16 protein-coding genes, 1 tRNA gene and 2 pseudogenes are annotated in these 21,003 nt (G+C 58.1%); 12 read left to right on the top strand and 7 right to left on the bottom strand.

The genetic code is table 11. From position 1 onward, the window contains the following. Entirely contained in the window at positions 1 to 1,695 is a 1,695-nt protein-coding gene (gene pilB, locus M1E04_RS21215) for a type IV-A pilus assembly ATPase PilB (RefSeq protein WP_456291988.1), read from the bottom strand. Between the two features lie 222 nt (positions 1,696 to 1,917). On the opposite strand from pilB, the gene M1E04_RS21210 reads away from it, so the two are divergent. Both M1E04_RS21210 and M1E04_RS21205 read left to right on the top strand, forming a co-directional pair. Then, on the top strand, positions 1,918 to 2,337 hold the full coding sequence (locus M1E04_RS21210; RefSeq protein WP_456291987.1) for a pilin: 420 nt from the start codon (positions 1,918 to 1,920) through the stop codon (positions 2,335 to 2,337). Between the two features lie 79 nt (positions 2,338 to 2,416). After that, positions 2,417 to 2,492: transfer RNA gene (locus tag M1E04_RS21205), tRNA-Thr, on the top strand. A gap of 67 nt (positions 2,493 to 2,559) precedes the next feature. Here M1E04_RS21205 and M1E04_RS21200 read toward each other — a convergent pair. Then, positions 2,560 to 2,685: a hypothetical protein gene (locus M1E04_RS21200; protein WP_108118952.1), complete on the bottom strand. Its 126-nt coding sequence runs from the start codon at positions 2,683 to 2,685 to the stop codon at positions 2,560 to 2,562. A gap of 105 nt (positions 2,686 to 2,790) precedes the next feature. Further along, complete coding sequence (nadC, locus tag M1E04_RS21195; protein WP_456291986.1) at positions 2,791 to 3,639, bottom strand: carboxylating nicotinate-nucleotide diphosphorylase; 849 nt, start codon at positions 3,637 to 3,639, stop codon at positions 2,791 to 2,793. A 384-nt stretch (positions 3,640 to 4,023) separates the two neighbouring features. On the opposite strand from nadC, the gene M1E04_RS21190 reads away from it, so the two are divergent. The 5 genes from M1E04_RS21190 to M1E04_RS21170 all read left to right on the top strand — a co-directional run bounded on the left by M1E04_RS21190 (position 4,024) and on the right by M1E04_RS21170 (position 11,846). Then, positions 4,024 to 6,264: a DUF1631 domain-containing protein gene (locus M1E04_RS21190; RefSeq protein ID WP_192133104.1), complete on the top strand. Its 2,241-nt coding sequence runs from the start codon at positions 4,024 to 4,026 to the stop codon at positions 6,262 to 6,264. A gap of 124 nt (positions 6,265 to 6,388) precedes the next feature. Continuing rightward, positions 6,389 to 6,937, top strand: coding sequence for a 1,6-anhydro-N-acetylmuramyl-L-alanine amidase AmpD (ampD, locus tag M1E04_RS21185; RefSeq protein ID WP_192133102.1), 549 nt, complete (start codon positions 6,389 to 6,391; stop codon positions 6,935 to 6,937). Positions 6,938 to 6,952: 15 nt separating this feature from the next. Next, positions 6,953 to 7,789, top strand: a complete 837-nt coding sequence (gene ampE, locus M1E04_RS21180) for a regulatory signaling modulator protein AmpE (RefSeq protein WP_065987636.1) — start codon at positions 6,953 to 6,955, stop codon at positions 7,787 to 7,789. 365 nt (positions 7,790 to 8,154) lie between these two features. Then, positions 8,155 to 9,564, top strand: coding sequence for a putrescine-ornithine antiporter (gene potE / locus M1E04_RS21175; RefSeq protein ID WP_296310635.1), 1,410 nt, complete (start codon positions 8,155 to 8,157; stop codon positions 9,562 to 9,564). Continuing rightward, positions 9,561 to 11,846, top strand: coding sequence for an Orn/Lys/Arg family decarboxylase (locus M1E04_RS21170; RefSeq protein WP_065987634.1), 2,286 nt, complete (start codon positions 9,561 to 9,563; stop codon positions 11,844 to 11,846). Before potE ends, M1E04_RS21170 begins: the two co-directional genes overlap by 4 nt. 42 nt (positions 11,847 to 11,888) lie before the next feature. Here M1E04_RS21170 and M1E04_RS21165 read toward each other — a convergent pair whose 3' ends face one another. From M1E04_RS21165 to M1E04_RS21150, 4 genes are all read right to left on the bottom strand, one after another. After that, the gene (locus tag M1E04_RS21165) at positions 11,889 to 12,161 is read right to left on the bottom strand and encodes a hypothetical protein (RefSeq protein ID WP_065987633.1); all 273 of its coding nucleotides are present in this window, start codon (positions 12,159 to 12,161) and stop codon (positions 11,889 to 11,891) included. 103 nt (positions 12,162 to 12,264) lie between these two features. Beyond that, complete coding sequence (locus M1E04_RS21160; RefSeq protein WP_296310631.1) at positions 12,265 to 13,113, bottom strand: HPP family protein; 849 nt, start codon at positions 13,111 to 13,113, stop codon at positions 12,265 to 12,267. A 2-nt stretch (positions 13,114 to 13,115) separates the two neighbouring features. Next, entirely contained in the window at positions 13,116 to 13,319 is a 204-nt protein-coding gene (locus M1E04_RS21155) for a hypothetical protein (RefSeq protein WP_455913821.1), read from the bottom strand. 476 nt (positions 13,320 to 13,795) lie between these two features. Further along, on the bottom strand, positions 13,796 to 14,974 hold the full coding sequence (locus tag M1E04_RS21150; RefSeq protein WP_456291985.1) for a sugar transporter: 1,179 nt from the start codon (positions 14,972 to 14,974) through the stop codon (positions 13,796 to 13,798). Positions 14,975 to 15,439: 465 nt separating this feature from the next. Here M1E04_RS21150 and M1E04_RS21145 point away from each other — a divergent pair, with 465 nt between their 5' ends. From M1E04_RS21145 to M1E04_RS21125, 5 genes and pseudogenes are all read left to right on the top strand, one after another. Then, positions 15,440 to 18,124, top strand: a complete 2,685-nt coding sequence (locus M1E04_RS21145; RefSeq protein ID WP_456293222.1) for an autotransporter family protein — start codon at positions 15,440 to 15,442, stop codon at positions 18,122 to 18,124. 119 nt (positions 18,125 to 18,243) lie between these two features. Continuing rightward, positions 18,244 to 18,447: a DUF6021 family protein gene (locus tag M1E04_RS21140; RefSeq protein ID WP_122535404.1), complete on the top strand. Its 204-nt coding sequence runs from the start codon at positions 18,244 to 18,246 to the stop codon at positions 18,445 to 18,447. Between the two features lie 280 nt (positions 18,448 to 18,727). Next, positions 18,728 to 19,183, top strand: coding sequence for a lysozyme inhibitor LprI family protein (locus M1E04_RS21135; protein ID WP_192133087.1), 456 nt, complete (start codon positions 18,728 to 18,730; stop codon positions 19,181 to 19,183). 494 nt (positions 19,184 to 19,677) lie between these two features. Continuing rightward, a pseudogene (locus M1E04_RS21130) lies at positions 19,678 to 20,121 on the top strand (VOC family protein). Positions 20,122 to 20,228: 107 nt separating this feature from the next. After that, a pseudogene (locus M1E04_RS21125) lies at positions 20,229 to 20,957 on the top strand (transposase); the annotation flags it as partial. Between the last annotated feature and the right edge of the window lie 46 nt (positions 20,958 to 21,003).

Below are 21,003 nucleotides of genomic sequence, written 5' to 3'. Positions count from 1 at the left end.
TTAATCCTTGGTCACCCTGTTTATTTCTTCCAGACTGGTCACACCCTGCATCGCCTTCATCAGTCCCGAGGTGCGCAAATCATTAAAGCCGTCTCTGCGCATCTGTTCGGAAATCTGGATCGAGTTGCCTTCCTCCATGATGATGCGCTCCAGTGCGGGCGTACTTTTCACCACTTCGTAGATACCTACCCGGCCTTTGTATCCGCCATTGCAGTGTTCGCATCCCACTGGAGAGTAAAGCTGGAACGAGCCGATTTGCGACTCGGGGAAACCTTCGGCAATCAAAGTCTCCCGCGGAATTTCAGTTTCCTTCTTGCAATGCGGGCACAGTTTGCGCGCCAAGCGTTGAGCAATAATCAGATTGATTGCCGTCGCGATGTTGAACGCTGCCACGCCCATATGGTGCAGGCGAGTCAGAGTTTCGGCCGCGCTGTTGGTGTGCAGCGTGGACAAGACCATGTGGCCAGTCTGGGACGCTTTGATCGCAATTTCAGCAGTTTCAAGGTCTCGAATCTCTCCGACCATGATCACGTCAGGATCCTGACGCAAAAACGCCCGCAGTGCCTGAGAGAAGTCCATCCCCTGACGCGGATTGACGTTGACCTGGTTTATGCCCTCAAGGTTGATCTCTACGGGGTCTTCTGCTGTCGAGATGTTGATATCAACGGTGTTGAGAATATTCAATCCGGTGTAGAGCGACACCGTTTTGCCCGAACCGGTAGGGCCGGTCACAAGGATCATGCCTTGAGGCTGGCGAAGAGCTTCAAGGTAAAGCGCTTTCTGTTCTGGCTCATACCCTAAAGCGTCAATGCCCATTTGTGCCGTGGTGGGGTCTAAAATCCGCATTACGATCTTTTCGCCCCACAGGGTCGGCAGCGTGTTGACTCGAAAATCGATGGCGCGGTTTTTGGAAATTCTTAACTTGATACGGCCGTCCTGGGGTTTACGACGCTCCGAAATATCAAGGCTTGCCATGACCTTTAGACGTGCAGCAATCCGCCCAGCAAGGTGAATGGGCGGCTTTGCTACCTCATGAAGAATGCCGTCGGTGCGGAGCCTTACCCGAAAAATTTTTTCATAAGGTTCAAAATGCAGATCAGAAGACCCTAGGCGGATGGCGTCCATCAGCATCTTGTTGACGAAGCGAACGACGGGCGCGTCATCTGCATCTTGGCCGCCAATGGCTTTGTCCTTGGATTCGTCGACAGTCTCGATCTCCAAGCCCAGATCTACATCAGCTAAGTCGCCCATGCCGGAGTGGCTATCAAAAAACTTATCGATGGCGCTGGTGAGCTTGTCGTCCTCTACCAGAATTGCTTCGGTCGTCAGACCGGTGCTGAACTGTATGTCTGTAATGGCCTGATGATTGGTTGGGTCGGAAATCCCCACAAAAAGTTTGTTCCCACGGCGCCATAGCGGAAGCGCGCAGTGCTGTCGAACGAGCTTCTCGCTGACCAGCCCTTTCGGTTGTGTTTCTTTATCAAGAGTTGCCAGATCAAGAAAGGGAATGCCGAACTGATCGGAAGCGACTTCGGCCAGCGTGATGCTCTTGAGCAGCTTCGCTTCGACGAGATGGTGCACAAGCGAGACCTTGTCACGTCTCGCTTGTTCGTAGGCTGTTTGAGCCGTTTTTTCTGTGAGCAGCTCAGCCACAACGAGTTGTTTAGCCAAGCCGGTTAGGACGACATCAGTCATTACAGCCACCAGATCCAGACATTGGACCGTTTATAGCCTAGTCACGCTTGGCTGCCAAATAAGCTCTGTGAAGGTGACGAAAATTGTCAGGTTGTGCTCATGCCCCGACCCTTGTTTGGGGTGATGCGGAAAAATTGGTAAAGAATTCGGGTCCTGAAAGCTGGCACGGTGCGTGCTACTACTCTTCCGAGCAACACCAAATTGACGCTTGGAGCAGTAGCGATGAATGCACAAAAAGGCTTTACCCTGATTGAACTGATGATCGTCGTTGCGATCATCGGGATCTTAGCCGCGGTTGCGCTGCCGGCTTATCAAAATTACACAATTCGTGCCCAAGTCACCGAACTGATGTCGTTGGCCGATGCTGCTAAGACTCCGGTTACCGAGGTATACCAGACCAGCGGAGTACTTCCGACTTCCAACACGACAGCAAACTATGCCGGTGCTGTTGGTAAGTACACTGCTTCCGTGGACGTTGGTAAAGCGGGCGTCATCACGGCTACAGCCGACAAAGCCAACTCGAATTCAGCTGTGCAGGGTAAGACTATTACCTTGACACCAGCCACTGATACTACAGGCGTTTTGATCTGGACATGTGGTGGCACCGTCGATGCTACGTACCGTCCATCCAGCTGTAAGTGATACTGGAAATAGCGTAGATTTTTGTCTGCGATAAGCTTGGGTATTATCCATAAACCATTGCGCTAGACAGTTATCAACCGCCGAAATAGCTCAGTCGGTAGAGCAGCGCACTCGTAACGCGAAGGTCGTAGGTTCGATTCCTATTTTCGGCACCAGAAACACAAAAAGCCCGGTCATCAAGACCGGGCTTTTTCGTACCCAACATCCGCATCATCCCGCCAATCAACAAATCCCCGGCGGAATCCCGTCCTTATTGAAATCCTTCAACCGTTCCTTCTCCTCCTCAGTCGAGTGAGCCGGAACGTCCTCTTCAGGTTCGACAGGTTGCTTCTCGTCAGCCATCGTCATTTCCCCTTCCGTTTGATTACCAATTCGATTTCAGGGATTTCAAGCCCATAACAAGCAGAGCCCGAGCACCCGTCGCAGTTCAACCTTTAAGACGTCGCAACGCTCTCAAATGCTCAACCGCATCGACAAATCCACCGCCTTCACATCCTTAGTCAGCGTCCCGATGGAAATGTAATCAACACCAGTTTCAGCAATGGTGCGCAAAGTCGCATCGGTCACACCGCCGCTAGCCTCAAGCTTGGCGCGTCCGGCAGTGAGGCGCACGGCTTCGCGCATGTCGTCCAGGTTCAGCTCATCAAGCATGATGATGTCGGCACCGCCGTCGAGGGCCTGTTTGAGTTCTTCAAGGCTCTCCACTTCGATTTCCACGGGCTTGCCCGGCGCGATTTTGTGCGCGGCGGTGATGGCTTCCGCAATTCCGCCACAGGCAGCGATGTGGTTTTCCTTGATCAGGAAGGCGTCGAACAAGCCGATCCGATGGTTATGGCAGCCGCCGCAGGTGACGGCGTACTTCTGCGCCATTCTCAGGCCGGGGAGGGTTTTGCGGGTGTCGAGCAGTTTGACCTGAGTGTCGGCGACCATGTCGGCGTAGTGCTGCGCACGGGTGGCGACGCCTGACAGCAGCTGCAGGAAGTTGAGCGCGCTGCGTTCGCCCGTCAGCAGCGAACGGGCGGGGCCTTCCAAGTGGAACAGCGCCTGATTGGGCTGCACGCGATCGCCGTCAACGACCTGCCAATGCACCGCGACGCGTGGGTCAAGCTGACGGAAAACAGCATCGACCCACGCTGTGCCGGCGATCACCGCTGCGTCGCGGGAGATTACAGTGGCCTTGGCCAGGCGCTCTGCCGGAATCAGCTGCGCGGTGATGTCACCACTGCCCACATCCTCCACCAACGCACGGCGCACGTTGGCTTCAATTTCGGCAGTGAGGGCGTCAAGACGTAGGTTTGGCATATCAGGCTCCACGAACTAAGTGCGCCGAGTATATGGCAGGCGCGTGTACCAACCCATGTAGGCCACGTGTCCAGTCGGGTGCATAACCTGCACTTTGTCGGTTTTTTCCTCGCTTATGCGACAGATTGTGATTTTGAGGGTCTATCGCTGCGCACGTCCCTTCGCCGCCTCCTATTATTCCAATCAAGGCGAAGTGTCCGCTGGCGAGCGGCCCTGATTTACCTGATACTTTCGCCTTGTATTTGACGTCATAGCGTTGACGTTAGCCTGCAACATCCCCAGGGATAAAATGTTGAGATCCGTTTGAATGGAGTCAAGTCTTCATTCGCTGCGGGGTGTAGCTGTTGTTAAAGCAGTTGTGTCGACGGTGTGAAGGAGTCCTTGATGCAGAACGACGGAAACAAAGTGGTGCCCTTGAAGGCAGGTGCGGATCATCCGGGATCCTCGCCTGTCGCTCGGCTGCCCGTCGTTTTGCTTCAGGTTCGTGACCGAGCCGCGCAGCAGTTGAAGGAAAGCCTGCAGACGCTGTTCGATAACGCTGACGACACGCTTTTCGAAATGGCCGACCGTGCTCACAACAACGCTGAGCAGAACATCTTCTTCGAGGCCATGCGCGACTTGCGTTTGAAGCGCAAAAGCATCGAGCGCAACTTCCTCGACAAATTCTTTGAAGCATTCCTGCGTCTGGGTCAGTACGAAGTGGCCGAGCCCCCGATGCCCGAGCCCGTTTCCTACGACAAGCTTGCGCTGGTCCATAACGATGATCTCGAACGCACCGTTGCGGTTGACGCCATGGTGGTCAAGGTCATGAGTCGCGACGGTATCGCCCTCGGTCAACTGACCACGCGTTTGAATGTTCTTATCCCTCAGCCGTTGACCGACGAGACCAATCCGTTGGGACCGACGCTGCTGTGCGACTATTTCCTGCAGGCCGGGCGCAGTCTTGGCGTTGAAATCAAGGTGAAGCTGATCATTCTCAAGTTGTTCGAGAAGTACGCCTTGAGCAACGCCGATCAGCTCTATGAGGAAGCCAACCAGTTGCTAATTTCCGCAGGTGTATTGCCGGAACTGAAGGCGTTGCCGTCCCGTCGCTCCACTGATCGTATCGCCAGCGTGCCGCCTTCGAGCGAAGCCTTGCGTGCTGACAACGCCGCTATTCTCCAGGCGACCGAAAGTCTCGATAAAAGCGTGCAGGACGTGTTTTCCGCGTTGCAGGAGTTGCTGGTGCATGTGCGTGGCCACCTGACGCCGCGCCCCGAATCGGTGACCGATGCGCGTCCGATTTCCAGTCAGGACTTGCTGCGTCTGCTGTCCCACTTGCAGCAGTACGTACCGAAAGCCGAGGAGAGCGACGACTTCGACCTGCGCGCCCAGCTTGAGCAGTTGATCAGTCGGGTCAGCGCGAGAAGCGGCAAGTTTCGCGTTGTGGGTACGATGGATGAGGACGTTATCAACCTCATCTCGATGTTGTTTGAATTCATTCTCGACGACCGCAACCTGCCCAGTTCGCTGCGGGCGTTGATCGGCCGCTTGCAGATTCCGATGCTCAAGGTCGCGGTGATCGACAAGAGTTTCTTCAGCCGTGGCAGTCACCCTGCGCGTCGGCTGCTGAATGAAATCGCCTCTGCGGCGCTCGGTTGGGGTGGTCGCGACGACACCCAGCGTGACTCGCTTTACGCCCGCATCGATCAAATCGTCCAGCGCCTGCTCCACGATTTCGTCGATGACCCGGCAATTTTCACTGAGCTGCTGGTGGATTTTCTGGCCTTTACCGGCGACGAGCGTCGTCGCAGTGAGTTGCTTGAGCAGCGGACCCGTGACGCCGAACAAGGCCGCGCACTGGCAGAGTTGGCCCGTCAGCGGGTGCAGCAGGCGCTGAACGATCGCCTGCTCGGCAAGACCCTGCCGCAGGTCGTTGTTCGCCTGTTGCAAGAGGCGTGGAGCAAGGTGCTGTTGCTCACGTGCCTCAAACACGGCGACCAGTCAGTTGAATGGACGTCAGGCCTTCAGGCGATGGACGATCTGATCTGGAGCGTTGAGTCCCATGACGAGCCGGAAGCGCGACAGCGTTTGCTCGAGCTGGTGCCTGGGTTACTCAAGTCCCTGCGCGATGGCTTGAGCAGTGCCGCCTTCGACCCGTTTGCCACCAGCGAATTCTTCAGTCAGCTCGAAGCGCTTCACGTCCAGGCGTTCAGCCACGTGACGAAAGCACCTGGCACGACCACCGTTGGCGACCAGGTCGCGTCTGATCATGGGCCGACGATGATGGCCGTGGTCGAAGAGATCGTTCTCGTTGGGCCGGGCGAGCAGATTCAGACCGAGCCATCGATGCAGTTGCCTGCCGACGACGAAGGTTTGATGCAAGTCGAAAAGCTTCGCCTGGGCAGTTGGGTCGAGATCCAGGAAGACGAATCCCATAAGCTGCGCTGCAAGCTGGCCGCCATTGTTGATCCGAGTGGGCGCTATGTGTTCGTCAATCGCACGGGTATGAAGGTGCTTGAGAAAACCCGCATGGGCCTGGCGGTGGAATTTCGTCGCGGCGCTATTCGTGTCCTCGACGACGCCCTGCTGTTCGACCGCGCCCTTGAGTCGGTACTGGGCAATTTACGCAAGCTGAAGGGCTAGGGCGCAGATCGATCCTACGACTTCTTGCTGCGAATGCGCGCAACCTCAGGGTAGATTCGCCATCCACATCCTTTCCCGTCGCGGGCATACTGCGCGCTGTTGTTTCACGCCCTAAGGATTTCCCATGCATCTGGACCCTGCCACCGGCTGGTGCCACGGCGCGCAGCATTGCCCTTCACCCAATTTCAATGCCCGGCCTGATAACGAAATTTCGTTGCTGGTGATTCACAACATCAGCCTGCCGCCCGCGCAGTTCAAGACCGGCAAGGTCCAGGCGTTTTTTCAGAATCGGCTGGACGTCACAGAACACCCTTACTTTGAAGGCATCGCCGAACTGCGGGTGTCTGCGCATTTCCTGATTGAGCGCGATGGAGCGATCACTCAATTCGTGTCGTGCCTCGACCGTGCCTGGCACGCAGGTGTCTCGATCTTCGACGGTCGCGAGACGTGCAATGACTTTTCCGTTGGCATCGAGCTTGAAGGCACGGATGATCAACCTTTCACCGGCGCGCAGTATGAGGCGCTGATCGAGTTGACCCGCCAGTTGCAGGCGGCGTGGCCAGCGATCACGGGGCAACGCATATGCGGTCACAGCGACATTGCACCGGGGCGCAAGACCGATCCGGGTCCGTGTTTTGACTGGGAGCGGTTTCGTGCCGCCCTGGACGTTTGAAGTGAGGAGCAGCTAATGAGTTTTCTGGTTTTGCTGCTGGCGGTCTGGATCGAGAAGTTTTCGGCCCTGCGCCAGCGCATTCAGCGCGACGGGCCATGGCTCAATCAATTGAGCCGGTTGGAATCCAATCCACGCTCAGCCAAGCGACCGTGGTGGATTTTAATGGTGACGGTTGTGCTGCCTTTGGTGGTCCTTGCCCTGGCATTGGTGATTGTCGGCTCGGTGGCCTACGGCTGGCTCGCGCTGCCGATCCACTTGCTGGTGCTGATTTACAGCCTCGGCCGTGGCGACGTCAAAGCCGCGCTCGGCTCGTTTCGAGATGCCTGCCGTCGAGGCGATCAGGAAGCGGCGGTGCTGGTTGCCGAACGCGACCTTGGGGTCCAGGCCGAGAATGAAGAACAGCTACTGGGCGGCGCTCAGACATATTTGCTGTGGCAGATTTATCAGGGCTTTTTTGCGGTGATTTTCTGGTATTTCGTGCTCGGCCCTGTTGCGGCGTTGGCCTACCGCTTACTGGCCCTCGCCTCGGAGCACGGCAAAACCCCGGCACTGGTCGAGCGTGCGACACAGGCAAGGCATGCCTTTGACTGGGTGCCCGTGCGCTTGCTGGCCGCCAGCTTTGCGCTAGTGGGCAACTTCGTCGCGGTCAGCCGGGTGATGCTCAGCGAACTGCTCAACTGGAACATCAGCGCCTCCCGCCTGATCAGCAAAGTCGGCTGCGTTGCTGGCGAGGTTCCTGCGCCCGTGGTGGGCGTCGAGGGCGTCAACAGCCTCGACGTGCTGTGGGAACTGCTCATCCGCTCGGCCATCGTCTGGTACGTCGGGTTTGCGCTGATCACGTTATTCGTTTGAAACGTCGGGAGCCGGCAAGCCGGCTCCCGCCTGTTCAGCCCTCGCTTCGCTTGGTCCAAAAAGACCTGTCCGAATTGACCGGCGTTGCCGCTTCGCTACCTGACCACTGATTGATATAGATCAATACCCCTCCGGTCCTTGACGCTATCCTCTTTTGCCTTCGGCAAGACGCCGCCATCCCTCTGAACTGACAGTTCTTCTTAACGTTATTCACCCTTCAAACACATAATTAGCCCAAGTAAAGATGGCTTGTCGCCAGCAACTAGCGGCCGGCCGTTCTTGATTAACAAGACGCTGTTTTCTTGATTAACAACAATCCTTTGCTATAGCTAAATCCTCTCACCTTTTGCAAACAGGGCAACGGAATGTCAGTCGCTAAGAAAATGAGCGTCGGTCAGCTCACGATGTTGACTGCGGTCAACATGCTCGGGTCCGGCATTGTGCTATTGCCCACCAAACTCGCCGAGGTGGGCGGCATTTCCATCCTGTCCTGGCTGATTACGGCCACCGGTTCGCTGGCTTTGGCCTACGCTTTTGCGCGGTGCGGCATGCTCAGTCGCAAGACCGGCGGCATGGGTGGATACGCGGAATACACCTTCGGTAAATCAGGTAACTACATCACCAACTACACCTACGGTTTGTCGTTGTTGATTGCCAACGTGGCCATCAGTATCACCGCAGTTGGATATATACAGACGCTGTTCGATATCAAGTTGGGTTCGCTTCAAGTCGGCCTGGCCACCATCGCGCTGTTATGGATCACCACGTTCGCCAACTTCGGCGGCGCACGTATTACCGGCAAGATTGGCGCGGTGACCGTATGGGGCGTTATTGCGCCCGTGGTGCTGGTTTCGACGATCGGCTGGTTCTGGTTCGACAGCAGCACGTACGCGGCCGGATGGAATCCCCACGACAAAACCTGGTACGAGGCAGCGGGCGCTTCGGTAGCGATTACCCTGTGGGCATTTCTCGGCCTGGAGTCGGCGTGCGCCAACGGCGATGCGGTGGAGAACCCCGAAAAGAATGTGCCCATCGCAGTGCTCGGCGGGACACTCGGCGCAGCAGTGATTTACATCGTCTCCACCAACGTCATTGCCGGCATCGTCGACAACGCGGCACTGGTTTCCTCAACGGCGCCGTTCGGGCTGGTGTTCGCCAGGATGTTCAACCCCATGATCGGCGACATCATCATGGGGCTCATGGTGCTCGCCTGCGTCGGCTCGCTGTTGGGCTGGCAGTTCACGGTGGCGCAGGTGTTCAAAAGCTCGGCAGACACCGGTTATTTCCTGCCGATCTTCGCCAAAGCCAACAAGCACGGGGTGCCCATCATCAGCATGCTGATCCTGCTGGCGATCCAGACCGCCCTGGCGCTGCTGACCATCAGCCCTGACCTGGCCAAGCAGTTCGACACACTGGTCAACCTTGCGGTGGTCACCAACCTGGTGCCGTACATCCTGTCGATGGCCACGCTGATGACCCTGCAAAAGGTCTCCAACGTACCGCCGCAAAAAGCCCTCATCACCAACATCGTCGCCGGGATCGCCACCGCGTACAGCTATCTGGCGCTGTACAGCTCCGGCGCCGAGGCGTTGATGCTTGGCGGTGTGGCGACCATCGTCGGCTACACCCTGTTCGGCTTCGTCAACACGCGCCTGATCAAGCTTGAAGCGCTTAACAACAGCGTGCCGACCCAGACCGTTTCCGCGCAGCACATCGTCGGCGAGCCGATCCCCGTCAACAACCTGAACCTGGCCACCCTGGAGACTCGACCATGAGCGACAACAGACACCTGCTCGGCATGCTGGCGCTGCTGGTCAGCAGCCAGCCCGACAAACGCAGCGTGTTCGGCCGGGCCCTGATCCAGCTGATCAGCGATGTAGAAGACCGCGCCATCAGCGTGCTGACCTCCGAAAGCCTCAGCGACGCGAAGTCGATCCTCAGCACCGATCCGGCGATCCAGTGTGTGTTGCTCAGTTGGGAAATGGACAGCAGCGACGACCACAAGCAATGCATCGATCTGCTCACCACGCTGCGTGAGCGCAACACGCGGGTGCCGGTGTTTCTGATCAGCGATCGCAGCACGGCATCGAGTGTGCCGTTGATCGTCATGCAGCACGCCGATGACTTCATCTGGCTGCCGGAGGACACCAGCCGCTTTCTCAGCGGACGCATCATGGCGGCCATCGAACGCTACCGTCAGGCGGTGTTGCCACCGATGTTCGGTGCGCTGCTGAAGTTTGCCCGCAGCTACGAATACTCCTGGCACACCCCGGGCCACGCCGGCGGTACGGCCTTTCTGAAAAGCACGGCAGGCCGAGCCTTCTACGAGTTTTTTGGCGAGAACCTCCTGCGCTCCGATCTGTCGATTTCCGTCGGCGAACTCGGCTCGTTGCTCGATCATAGCGGCCCGATTGGCCAGGGCGAGCGCTATGCGGCGAAGGTGTTTGGCGCCCATCGCACCTACTACGTGACCAACGGCTCGTCGATGTCCAACCGGGTGATCCTGATGGCCAGCGTCACCCGGGACCAGATCGCCCTGTGCGACCGCAACTGTCATAAGTCTGCCGAACACGCGATGACGCTGTCCGGCGCCATCCCCACCTACCTGGTGCCCACGCGCAACCGCTTCGGCATCATCGGCCCGATCCTGCCGCAGACCTTGAGCGCCGAGAGCGTCAAAGCCGCCATCGCCAGCAACCCGCTGGTCAAAAGCCACATCGACCCGACGCCGGTGCATGCCATTGTCACCAACTCCACCTACGACGGCCTGACCTACAACGTCACCCGCGTTGAAGAGCTGCTGGGGCAGAGCGTTGACCGGCTGCATTTCGACGAAGCCTGGTACGGCTATGCCCGGTTCAACCCGCTGTACAAGGATCGCTTCGCCATGCACGGCAGCCCGGATGATCACGATCCGTCCAAACCCACCGTGTTCGCCACGCAGTCGACTCACAAGCTGCTCGCGGCGCTGTCCCAGGCCTCGATGATTCATGTCCGTAACGGCCGCAACCCGATTCCCCACGGGCGGTTCAACGAGTCCTACATGATGCACGCGTCGACCTCGCCCAATTACGCGATCATGGCGTCCTGTGACGTCAGCTCGGCGATGATGGAGGCGCCTAGTGGCCAGATTCTGACCAACGAATCCATCGAAGAAGCGGTGGCGTTCCGTCAGGTCATTTCGCGCATGCAGACCGACATGCTGAGCCAGGACGACTGGTTCTTCTCTTGCTGGCAGCCGCCTACGGTGCAGGTCGGGGCCACGGCGATTGCGTTTCACGAAGTCGATCCGGTTCGGCTCAAGACTGACCCGAACTGCTGGGTCTTGCACCCCAACGAGGTGTGGCACGGCTTCGGCGACATCGAAGACGGCTACTGCATGCTGGACCCGATCAAAGTGTCCATCCTCAGCCCGGGGATGGGTGATGACGGCAACCTGCTGGACTTCGGCATTCCGGCCTGCTTGCTCAGTGCCTACCTGGGGCACCAAGGCATCATCGTTGAGAAGACCACCGACTTCACCATCCTTTTCCTGTTCTCGATCGGGATCACCAAGGGCAAGTGGGGCACGCTGGTCAACGCGTTGCTCGACTTCAAGCGCGACTACGACACCAACCTGGAACTGGAGCTTTGCCTGCCCGAATTGCTGACGGCGAACCAGCAGCGCTATGCCGGCATGGGCTTGAAAGATCTGGCAGAGGACATTTTCGCCGCGATGAAAGAGACCAAGACCACAGCGGCCATGTCGAAGGCGTTCGGCACGTTGCCCAAGGCCGAATTCAGCCCGGTGGAGGCGTACGAGAAGTTAGTCAAAAACGAGGTAGAGCAGGTCACCCTGGAAGAGGCCGCCGGACGAATTGCCGCGACTGGCATCGTGCCTTATCCGCCTGGCATTCCGCTGCTGATGCCCGGGGAAAACGCGGGCCCTGCAGATGGGCCGTTGCTGGCCTATCTTCGGGCGCTGGAAGGCTTCGATCGGTCATTCCCCGGCTTCACCCACGACACCCACGGGATTGAAAGCGAAGCGGGGGTGTATCGGATGCTGGTCTTGAAATAACTGCAGCGCTGGAAGGGGTGAGCCGTCTGGCGCCCCTCCGGCTCAGTTGCTCTGGGCCTTCTGCAGCGCTTGCTGCGTCAGCGCCACACATTCACGCCCGCCGTCATCGTTGTGCCGCGCCAGGGCCGCTTCGGCGCGGTGCACGGTCGTGTCGATATCGCTTTTGACCGCATCGCTGAGATGGGGATTGGCGACTTTCGCGTCACGAACCTTGCTCAGGTTCATCTGGCACTGATTGTTGTCGTCGTTGGCATTTGCCGTGAAGGGCAGGGCACATGCAGTCAGGAGCAAGCCGGCAAGCAGGGCGTGTTTCATGTGGGTTTCCGCAGAAGTAGGGGTGTGGCTCGTTATCGGTACGAGCCTTGTGCATCAGACCTCAGATTCCGGATTTCTGCCAGTGGGTGCCCGACGCTGGCTATCAGTTGACCAGCGTGATGATGCCCACCACCTTCTTGTCACCATCCAGCACCGGCAGGTATTTGCTGTCATTTTTGGCGAGCATTTTCATCGCGTCAGCCATCGAATGATCCAGCGAGAGGCTTTGCGTACTGCGCGAGAGAATCCGGGCGGCGTCGATATCGGAACGGTTGCGTCGCAGCGCATGGGCTTCGGTCTTGTGCAGAATCTCCTCAAGGTCCTCGCGAGAAACATCGACGAACTCGCCCGTTTCCTCCAGCGCCTTGTCGAGATCTTCAGCGTTGAAGCCGTCGCTGTTGAGTGGCACCTGTTCGGGCGCCGGCAGCTCACTGGCCTGCGCCTTGGGGTAACGCACCCTGGTCAGGTTGTTGTAGATCAGCGCGCCAGCCAGCAGACACACTGCGTTGAGCATCACCGGGCCAAGCACTTGAAGGCCCATGGGCGACAGCTCGTTCTTCGAGGTGACGATGCAGATCGCGACCGCAGCAGCGGGCGGGTGCAAACAGCGGAGCACGCACATGAGCAGGATGGACGAGCAGACCGCCAGGCTAGCGGCGTTAATGGTGTTGCCGAGCAGCCTGATGGACAACAGCGCCACCAGCGCGGCGATCAGGTAACTGCCGAGGATCGCCCACGGTTGAGCGAGCGCGCCGGTCGACACCGCGAACAGCAGCACCGCCGACGCGCCCACCGGCCCCAGCAGGTGCAGCGTGATGTCGATGCCATACAACTCGCGGCAGAACACCGCGCTGACGAAGATGCCCAGGCACGCGCCGATGGCGGCACGCGACCATTCGGCAGGGTGGGTGTTTAGCGAATGGGGGATAAAACTACGCAGGAGGTTTTTCACGATCAGCACATTTCAAGAGAGAGGATAAAAGCGTTGAAGCCCACCACCTCATTGCTGAAGTGGTTTTCCGCCGAGGGCATCATGAAGGCGCCGAAGCGATTGTCCTCAACGAGACCGTGGCTGTTCTTGCGGGCGATGACATGTTGTGAGTAATAGTTCTTTCCAAATGTTGGAAAATTAACGTGCAACGTGACGTCTCGGGTCATGTCGATTGCTCCGCATGTAACAGAACGTTGAAAGCGTGAAAGGTGCTGATAAGTGTCAGCTACTTGGCCTTAGTTGGCCGGTGCCACAACACGACTGTCCTCATCGTCCGCGGTCATCAAGACCGATCCCAGATCGAAGAGTTTGAGGGCGACGACGTAGCTGGTGAGCGCTGCGAGCGTCAAGCAAGTAAGGAGATGAACGATCATTTTTCCTGCCCTCGGTTCGTGTTTGGGTGTGAGGGCGATGGTACGCCCATCAGTTTTGAGCGGAAGGCATTAGGGGGAATGTTGGTTATCGATGGGAATGATGGATCGTTCGCCGTGGCGCGGCGAGCGCAGTTCATGTGGGAGTGAGCTCGCTCACGAATACGGCGTTTCAGACGCTGGCTGTCTGGCGGATACACAACTGTTTGCGAGGAAGCTTGAGCGACATCACGGTCGCTCTCGCCTTCCATACTGTGTTCGGCTTTTTGTCTTTATGCCCGAATCGTTTCGCCATAGCGATGGGTCGCCAGGCACGCCAGCAACAAACCACTGATCGCGACCATCCCGCCTACCAGGCCGATGTTGGCCACGCCGAGCTGGCTGATCACCACGCTGCCCAACAGCGCGCCGCCGCCGATGCCGATGTTGTAGATGCCCGAATGCAGCGCCATGGCCACGTCCGTGGCGTCCGGCGCCATCGCCAGGACCTTGGACTGCATTACCAGACCAAAGCACATGATCGCCATGCCCCAGACCACGCTCAGCATACCCATCGACGATGAGTTGCCGGACAGCGGCAGCAGCAGAATCAGACACGCCGCCAGGGCGCCGATCGCAGTGATCAGCAGGCCGCGCGGGTAACGGTCGTTGTAGCGGCTGAAGATCACCGACCCGACGATCCCGGCGCCGCCGAACAGCAAGAGGATAACGGTGGTCATGTCGCCATTCATCTTCGCCACGATCTGTGCGAACGGTTCGATGTAGCTGTAGGCCGTGAACTGCGCCGTGACCACCAGCGCCGTCAGCAGGTAGAGCGACATCAGCGCCGGGCGCTTGAACAGCATCGGCAGGCTGCGCAACGAGCCCGAATTCTGGCTCGGCAGCAGCGGCAGCGACTTCATCAACACCAACACTGTAAGGCCCGAGGCAATGGCAATCGCCAGGAAGGTTGCCCGCCAGCCCAGCGCTTCGCCGAGCACGCGTCCCAGCGGAATGCCGAGCACCATCGCCAGCGCAGTGCCGGTTGCCAACAGGCCGAGGGCTTGAACCTGCTTGCCCTCCGGTGCCACTCGCACCGCCAGCGATGCGGTGACCGACCAGAACACGGCGTGGGCCACTGCGATACCGACGCGACTGACCAGCAGCATGCCGAAGCTCGATGACAGGCTCGACATCACATGGGCGGCGATGAACGTCAGAAACACAAACAATAGCAACTTGCGCCGCTCGATGTTGCGGGTCATCAGCATCATCGGCAGCGACGTGAGGGACACGATCCACGCATAAACCGTCAGCATCAGACCGACTTGGGCGGTGGTCATGTTGAAGCTATGACCGATGGCGCTCAATAAACCCACCGGTACGAATTCCGTGGTGTTGAAGATGAACGCTGCCAGGGCCAGCGCGATCACGCTCAGCCAACTTCCGGTGTGTGCATTAGTGGTATTCATCAATACGAATGCCCTCCTGAAGAATTCGGTTTGCCGTTTCCCCAGTGAAAAACGCCGACAAGCAGAAAGACCGCTCGAGGCGTGTGCCTGGGCGGTGCATGCGGTCAGCTGAATATTATGAGTATGGGGAGATGCGACGAGATGTTGCGGATTCTACGCCGTTGTCATCGTTGTCACAACCGCGGCCGGGCGCGGTCGCCGGGTCACAAGCCGGTGCTGATCGAAGGCTTCAGGCGTGTGCCTAAACGGGCGTTTTCCCGAAACGCACCTGTGGATAAGGCTCGCGCCGTTTGACATGTCGGGGTTTGTATCCTTCGCTTGTACTGTCAGGGCGACAATTGGACGCACTTGCTTGAGTGCGCTCTTTATAGGGATGTAAGCACGCGGGTCATTCCGCAGGACGTTGTGATGAAACAGCCCGATCGGGCATTTTTCCGCCAGTTTCTCCGTGTGTCTTGTGTATCAATGCTGTTGCCAGTCACGCCGATCGAAGCGGCTTGCACGTTGGTGTCAGGGACAGGAAATGACAACTACGTATGCGACAGCAGCACCAGTCCGGGCCTGATCGATCTGGCCGGCGATAACGTGCTGACGTTTCCAGCTGGCGGCACGGGCGTGGTGACGGGCAACATCCTGTTTGGCAACGGCGCCGACCGGATTGTCATGAGCTCCGGCCGGGTGCAGGGCGCCATCAACCAGGGCGCGGGCACAAACGTGTTGGTGATGGAGGCCGGGACCATCACCGGCAGCCTCATGCAGGGTCCCGGTATCGACAACTTTTTCATGAGCGGCGGCACCCTCCAGTCACTGGCGCAGGGTGATAGCCGCGACGTGTTCTCCATGAGCGGCGGGACCATCGTCGGGGCGTTTGAAGACGGTGATGTCGCGACCCTCAGCGGCGGCACTATTGGCCGCGTCGACATGAAGCTCGACAACAATCTTTTCGACATGTCGGGCGGCCGGATCATCGGCAACCTCGTCACCGGTTTCGGCCGCGACACCATTGTCGTTTCGGGCGGCAGCATTGGCGGCAACATCAGCGTCAGTGGCGGCAACGACAGCATCAGCGTGAACGGCGGGACGGTATCCGGCGAAATCCGCGCCAGCTTCGGCGACGACACGTTCGCGTGGAACGGGGGCGGAGTGATCCAGTCCTCCGTGCTGATGGGCGACGGCAATGATCGCGCCTCAATCAGCAACCTCAATGAAAGCACGCTGAGTTCGACCCCTTTGCTAGACGGCGGACTGGGTAATGACCAACTGACGTTTTTCCAGACCTCCAGCGCCGGGGCCGGTCGCTACCTGGGGTGGGAAGCGATTGATCTCACCGAGCAGTCGCGTTTCACGCTCGACACCAACCTCTTTCTTGGCGACAGCGTGAGCAACACCGGCACATTCAACATCGACAGCACCAGTGCGCTGGAGGTGACCCAAGGCGCCATTCGCCCTTACGCCGCAGGGCAGCTCGCCTCGTTGAACAACGCCGGGACTGTCGACATGACCGCCAACAGCGTCGTGGCCGCCGACACACTTACCGTGTTCGGCAACTACCTGGGCAACAACGGCCGGTTGCTGCTGCAGACGGTTCTAGGCGACGACCGCTCGGCCAGTGACCGACTGGTGGTGTCCCAAGGTGCAATCAGCGGCAACACCCAGCTGGGCATCAGCAACCTCAACGGGCTGGGCGGACTGACACAGGATAACGGCATCGAAGTGGTGCAGGCCGTCAATGGAGCGACCAGCACCAACGACGCCTTTGTGCTCGGCAACCGCGTCGTGGCCGGCGCCTACCGCTATCAGTTGTTCAAGGGCGGCGTGACGGCCGGGACCGAGAACAGCTGGTTCCTGCGCTCTTCGGTGGCTGCGGTCCGAAGCCCATTGAGCGTACCGCCGCCCACCGCACCGCCTGTGGTGGATCCGACACCCCAGCCCGTCACGCCGTCGCCTGTCATTCCGACGCCTATACCAACGCCTATACCAACGCCAACGCCAACACCTGTTCCCGTTCCCGTTCCAGTGCCAGTGCCAGTGCCTCCGGTCCCTGTCGATCCGGACGAACCGGCCGTTGAGCCACCGACCCTTGCTCCCGTCCCACCGCCTGCTGCTCCGGTTACACCCTCCGTTGCGCCTGCCGTTGTCTCGCCAATCCCGGCCCCGTTAACGGCACCATTGCCAACGGCGTCGCCCGGCGCCGAGCCCATCCCGTTATATCGCCTGGAAGTGCCGATCTATTCGGTGTTCGTGCCGGCTGCGCAGATCATGGCGCGTGAAGCGCTGGGCACTTTTCATGATCGTCAGGGCGATCAAAACCTACTCAGCGGTGCGCCCGGCGGATGGGCGCGGCTGTATGGCAGCGATACACGCAGGGACTGGGCCGGCGATGCCTCGCCGCATTTCGATGGGTCGACCAAGGGCTACCAAGTGGGCCACGACCTGTATGTCGCACCGACTGATTCCGGCCGGGTGCAACGCGCTGGCGTCTTCGTCGGCCAGAGCCGGTTACAAGGCAGCGTCGAGGGATTCGCCGAAGGCTTCAAGGGCACAAAAGCCGGCCGCATGAAAATCAACGGCGACCACTTCGGCGCCTATTGGAGCCTGGTCGACCCGGGCGGCTGGTACCTGGACGCCGTCGCCATGGGCACACGTCTTGGCGGCAGCAGTCGGTCCGATCAAGGCATCAGGCTCGACACCGACGGCCATGCCATCAGCCTGTCTCTGGAAACGGGCTACCCGATGGCCGTCTCCGAACGCTGGGTCGTTGAACCCCAAGTGCAGGTTATCCATCAACGGATCGACCTCGACCGCCAGAACGACGGCATCTCCGACGTCTCGTTTGATTCACAGGACTACTGGACGAGTCGAGTCGGCGCGCGCTTGAAGGGCCGTTACCTGATCGACAATCTGCCCGTCGAACCCTACCTGCGCGCGAACGTCTGGCAGGTGCTGGATGGCAAGGACACCGTGACCTACAACGGCGTCGACCGGATCAAAACCCAACACAGGTCTTCATCCACCGACATTGGCGCTGGCTTGATCGTTGGCGTGGCGAAGGGAGTAAGCGTGTACTTCGCGGTGGACTACGCCGCCCAGCTGGACAGCAATGAACTGGCGGGAGTCAGCGGCAGTGTCGGCATTCGTGCGAGTTGGTGAGCCGTGTGATGGGCAGGCGATTTCGAAACCGCCCGTCTAATCCGCGGCACTTGGCGCGCTAGTGGGCTTCTCATGGTTATGGTGCGGATAACTCGCACGTAAACGAGGAGATCGAATTCATGGCTAATGACACTTCGCTTACAGGGACCAGCGCGCAGACGGATCCGGATAAGGATCTTGGCTTTAATGAAGAATCGCCCGATGTCTCTGACCCGCAGGTAGACCCGACCGAGCCCGCGCGCACCGAGAATGACCCGGTGACTGAAGAGCCAACCACTCGCCGTGGGAATGATGAGCCGTTGCCGGGGAAGGGCGGGGTCTGACCGACTCGCGCTTAACCCAAAAGCCCTGCTGATTCGAGCGGGGCTTTTTTATGGCAAAAAAGGAATAAAGGACTGACAGGATGGGGGAGCATCTCCGATTGTGCAGCTGAACTGTTTCGGAGCAGCGTGAGATGAAAAGGTCAGGCACTTGCTGTTGACGGGGATCGGCTTAATGCTTGCCATTAATCATTCGAAACAGGGCAGCAGGGTAGGGATTGTGCGCGGCCTGCATCTCCGGCAGCATGCCGGCGCTTACTAATCACCTTCAGGGATGAGAAACATGAAACGTGTGTTCACAGTGTTTGTTATAGCGGGATTGCTTGCGACCGGCGTATCACATGCCGATGTCGGCCGAGAGGAAGAGCTGGCTAGGGCGGTGGACCAATTCGCGGCGAAGCTGGAGGCAGAATGGAAGCGGTGTTTGAGCAACCCGAATACGCGAACGACAAACGATAGCGAACGGTGCGCACTTGTAATGATGCAAGCGGCTAATGACGCGGTGAAACAGAAGTACCAGGAGAAGCTTGTCATTACTCAGCAGGACGCCGAGCAGGAAATGCTATCAAAAGGCGTTCCGGCCCTGCTTCCGCAGGCGCAGGAGGCATGGGAGCAGTACGTCAATGCGGATTGCCGAGTCGTCGGTGCGTTGATAACCGGGACAGCAAGCACTACCTATCAGCTTGTGTGCGAGTACAAACATCAGATCCAACGACTACACGCCCTTGACGAATGGTGAGTTCGGCAACCGTCCCCTTGAGATCGTTGTTGCTCAGGCTGAAGCCCGATGAAATGAGGCGAAGCCTACCGGGCTGAGGGTGTCGTCAAGCTTGGCCTCTACAGACAAAACCGGCCATAAAGGCACAAAAAAAGCACTTGCGCTAAGCGCTAAGTGCTTGATTTGTATTGCGTGTTTGGTGGGCCGGGGTAATCTGAAACTGCATTTTATAATATTGATTATTATCATTAATTTTTATTTTGTATTTTGATCGGAATACCAATTGGAATACCTCACAAAATGGCATTCCATTGACCCCCTTGTAATCGATTTGCCAACCTTGCTTCGCATCCATATTAAGCGGTGATCTTCTTGCAGCTGTCGGGATAAAGGCTGCGGTCGATCCGAAGATGAAGGTGGCGACAGACTGAGACCGGCCAGAATCGGCCACTCATTGACGAACTAACACGCCTTGTCGTGTTTACGATGGGTGCCGTTTCGACAGGAGCTATGCAATGGATCTGAAGTTCAGTCACATAGATGTACTGGTCAAGAATCTTGAGGAAGCCTGTGCTTACTACGCACACATCCTCAACGCCAGCATCTCCAAAACGCTTATCTGGGAACGGGGGGGCTGCCCTTTCACTAGGCGATTGCGCTGATCGATCATGTTGGTCAAACCGTTGGCGGGGAATCTGAAGGGGCTTTTGGACTCTTCGGGTGAACGGATGATTTACCGCCACTGTTACTCAACACCGGACATCGAAAAAGCCTATGACGAATTGATGGTCGCCGGTGTTCAGCCTGAAGACGAAAATGGAGCGCCATTGGCTCGCGCGAATCTGCAATCCCCGTGTGGGGCACGTATCATCTGGTTGCCAAAGCGCTTCGGGCACTTCTCTATCGAAATACTTGAAGACAAGGCGCTGGAAGTGTTTATCGAGGCTGCGTTTATCTAAAAAAAGTAGCAGCCGTTCACGATTAGCCACTTTCGGCCCAGAGTGTGTAAAAACGCCTTCGCGAACCCTTGCTATGATTTCTGAGGATTTCATCGCTGGGATCGCCCATGAAGCGCTTTATCCAAGGTGAACATCGAGGCCAAGGCACCTTACTTCCCGAGAGCCTCGACGAATACGTCAGCGATACCAATCCGGTCCGCGTAGTCAACGTCTTCGTCGACGAACTGGACCTGGTCAATATGGGTTTTGAAGGTGCCATCCCAGCTGATACTGGCCGGCCGGGTTACCACCCCGCGATCTTGCTGAAGATCTACATCTACGGCTATCTCAACCGCATCCAGTCGAGCCGACAGCTGGAGCGAGAAGCCCAACGTAACGTCGAACTGATGTGATTGACCGGACGTTTGATGCCGGACTTCAAGACCATCGCCAACTTCCGAAAAGAAAGCAGCAAGGCCATCCGAGGCGTCTGTCGCCAGTTCGTTGTGCTGTGTCAGCAGTTGGGATTGTTTGGAGAAAATCTGGTTGCCATCGATGGCGGTAAATTCAAAGCAGTCAACAACCGCGACCGCAATTTCACCAGCGCCAAACTGAAACGGCGCATGGAAGAAATTGAATCGAGTATCAATCGTTACCTGGCGGCACTCGATACTGCCGATGGGCAATAACCCACGGCTACCGAGCCCAGCGCCGTGCGGCTGGAAGAGAAAATCGCCAAGCTCAAAACTCAAATGAAGGAGCTTCAAGCTATCGAAACCCAGTTCAATGAGTCGCCGGATAAACAGGTCTCACTGACCGATCCAGACAGCCGCTCCATGATGACTGGACTCAGCGGCGGCCGCGTAGGTCTGGCTCGAGCTACATGGTGAAAACTGCTTCCTT

The organism is Pseudomonas sp. AK106, from assembly GCF_053903055.1.
This window is presented reverse-complemented; position numbering and strand designations above follow the sequence as displayed.

Excerpts from the sequence above, each read along its gene's own strand:
- pilB (WP_456291988.1), bottom strand. The coding sequence starts at position 1,695 with ATGACTGATGTCGTCCTAACCGGCTTGGCTAAACAACTCGTTGTGGCT.
- M1E04_RS21210 (WP_456291987.1), top strand. The coding sequence starts at position 1,918 with ATGAATGCACAAAAAGGCTTTACCCTGATTGAACTGATGATCGTCGTT.
- M1E04_RS21200 (WP_108118952.1), bottom strand. The coding sequence starts at position 2,685 with ATGACGATGGCTGACGAGAAGCAACCTGTCGAACCTGAAGAGGACGTT.
- nadC (WP_456291986.1), bottom strand. The coding sequence starts at position 3,639 with ATGCCAAACCTACGTCTTGACGCCCTCACTGCCGAAATTGAAGCCAAC.
- M1E04_RS21190 (WP_192133104.1), top strand. The coding sequence starts at position 4,024 with ATGCAGAACGACGGAAACAAAGTGGTGCCCTTGAAGGCAGGTGCGGAT.
- ampD (WP_192133102.1), top strand. The coding sequence starts at position 6,389 with ATGCATCTGGACCCTGCCACCGGCTGGTGCCACGGCGCGCAGCATTGC.
- ampE (WP_065987636.1), top strand. The coding sequence starts at position 6,953 with ATGAGTTTTCTGGTTTTGCTGCTGGCGGTCTGGATCGAGAAGTTTTCG.
- potE (WP_296310635.1), top strand. The coding sequence starts at position 8,155 with ATGTCAGTCGCTAAGAAAATGAGCGTCGGTCAGCTCACGATGTTGACT.
- M1E04_RS21170 (WP_065987634.1), top strand. The coding sequence starts at position 9,561 with ATGAGCGACAACAGACACCTGCTCGGCATGCTGGCGCTGCTGGTCAGC.
- M1E04_RS21165 (WP_065987633.1), bottom strand. The coding sequence starts at position 12,161 with ATGAAACACGCCCTGCTTGCCGGCTTGCTCCTGACTGCATGTGCCCTG.
- M1E04_RS21155 (WP_455913821.1), bottom strand. The coding sequence starts at position 13,319 with ATGACCCGAGACGTCACGTTGCACGTTAATTTTCCAACATTTGGAAAG.
- M1E04_RS21150 (WP_456291985.1), bottom strand. The coding sequence starts at position 14,974 with ATGAATACCACTAATGCACACACCGGAAGTTGGCTGAGCGTGATCGCG.
- M1E04_RS21145 (WP_456293222.1), top strand. The coding sequence starts at position 15,440 with ATGCTGTTGCCAGTCACGCCGATCGAAGCGGCTTGCACGTTGGTGTCA.
- M1E04_RS21140 (WP_122535404.1), top strand. The coding sequence starts at position 18,244 with ATGGCTAATGACACTTCGCTTACAGGGACCAGCGCGCAGACGGATCCG.
- M1E04_RS21135 (WP_192133087.1), top strand. The coding sequence starts at position 18,728 with ATGAAACGTGTGTTCACAGTGTTTGTTATAGCGGGATTGCTTGCGACC.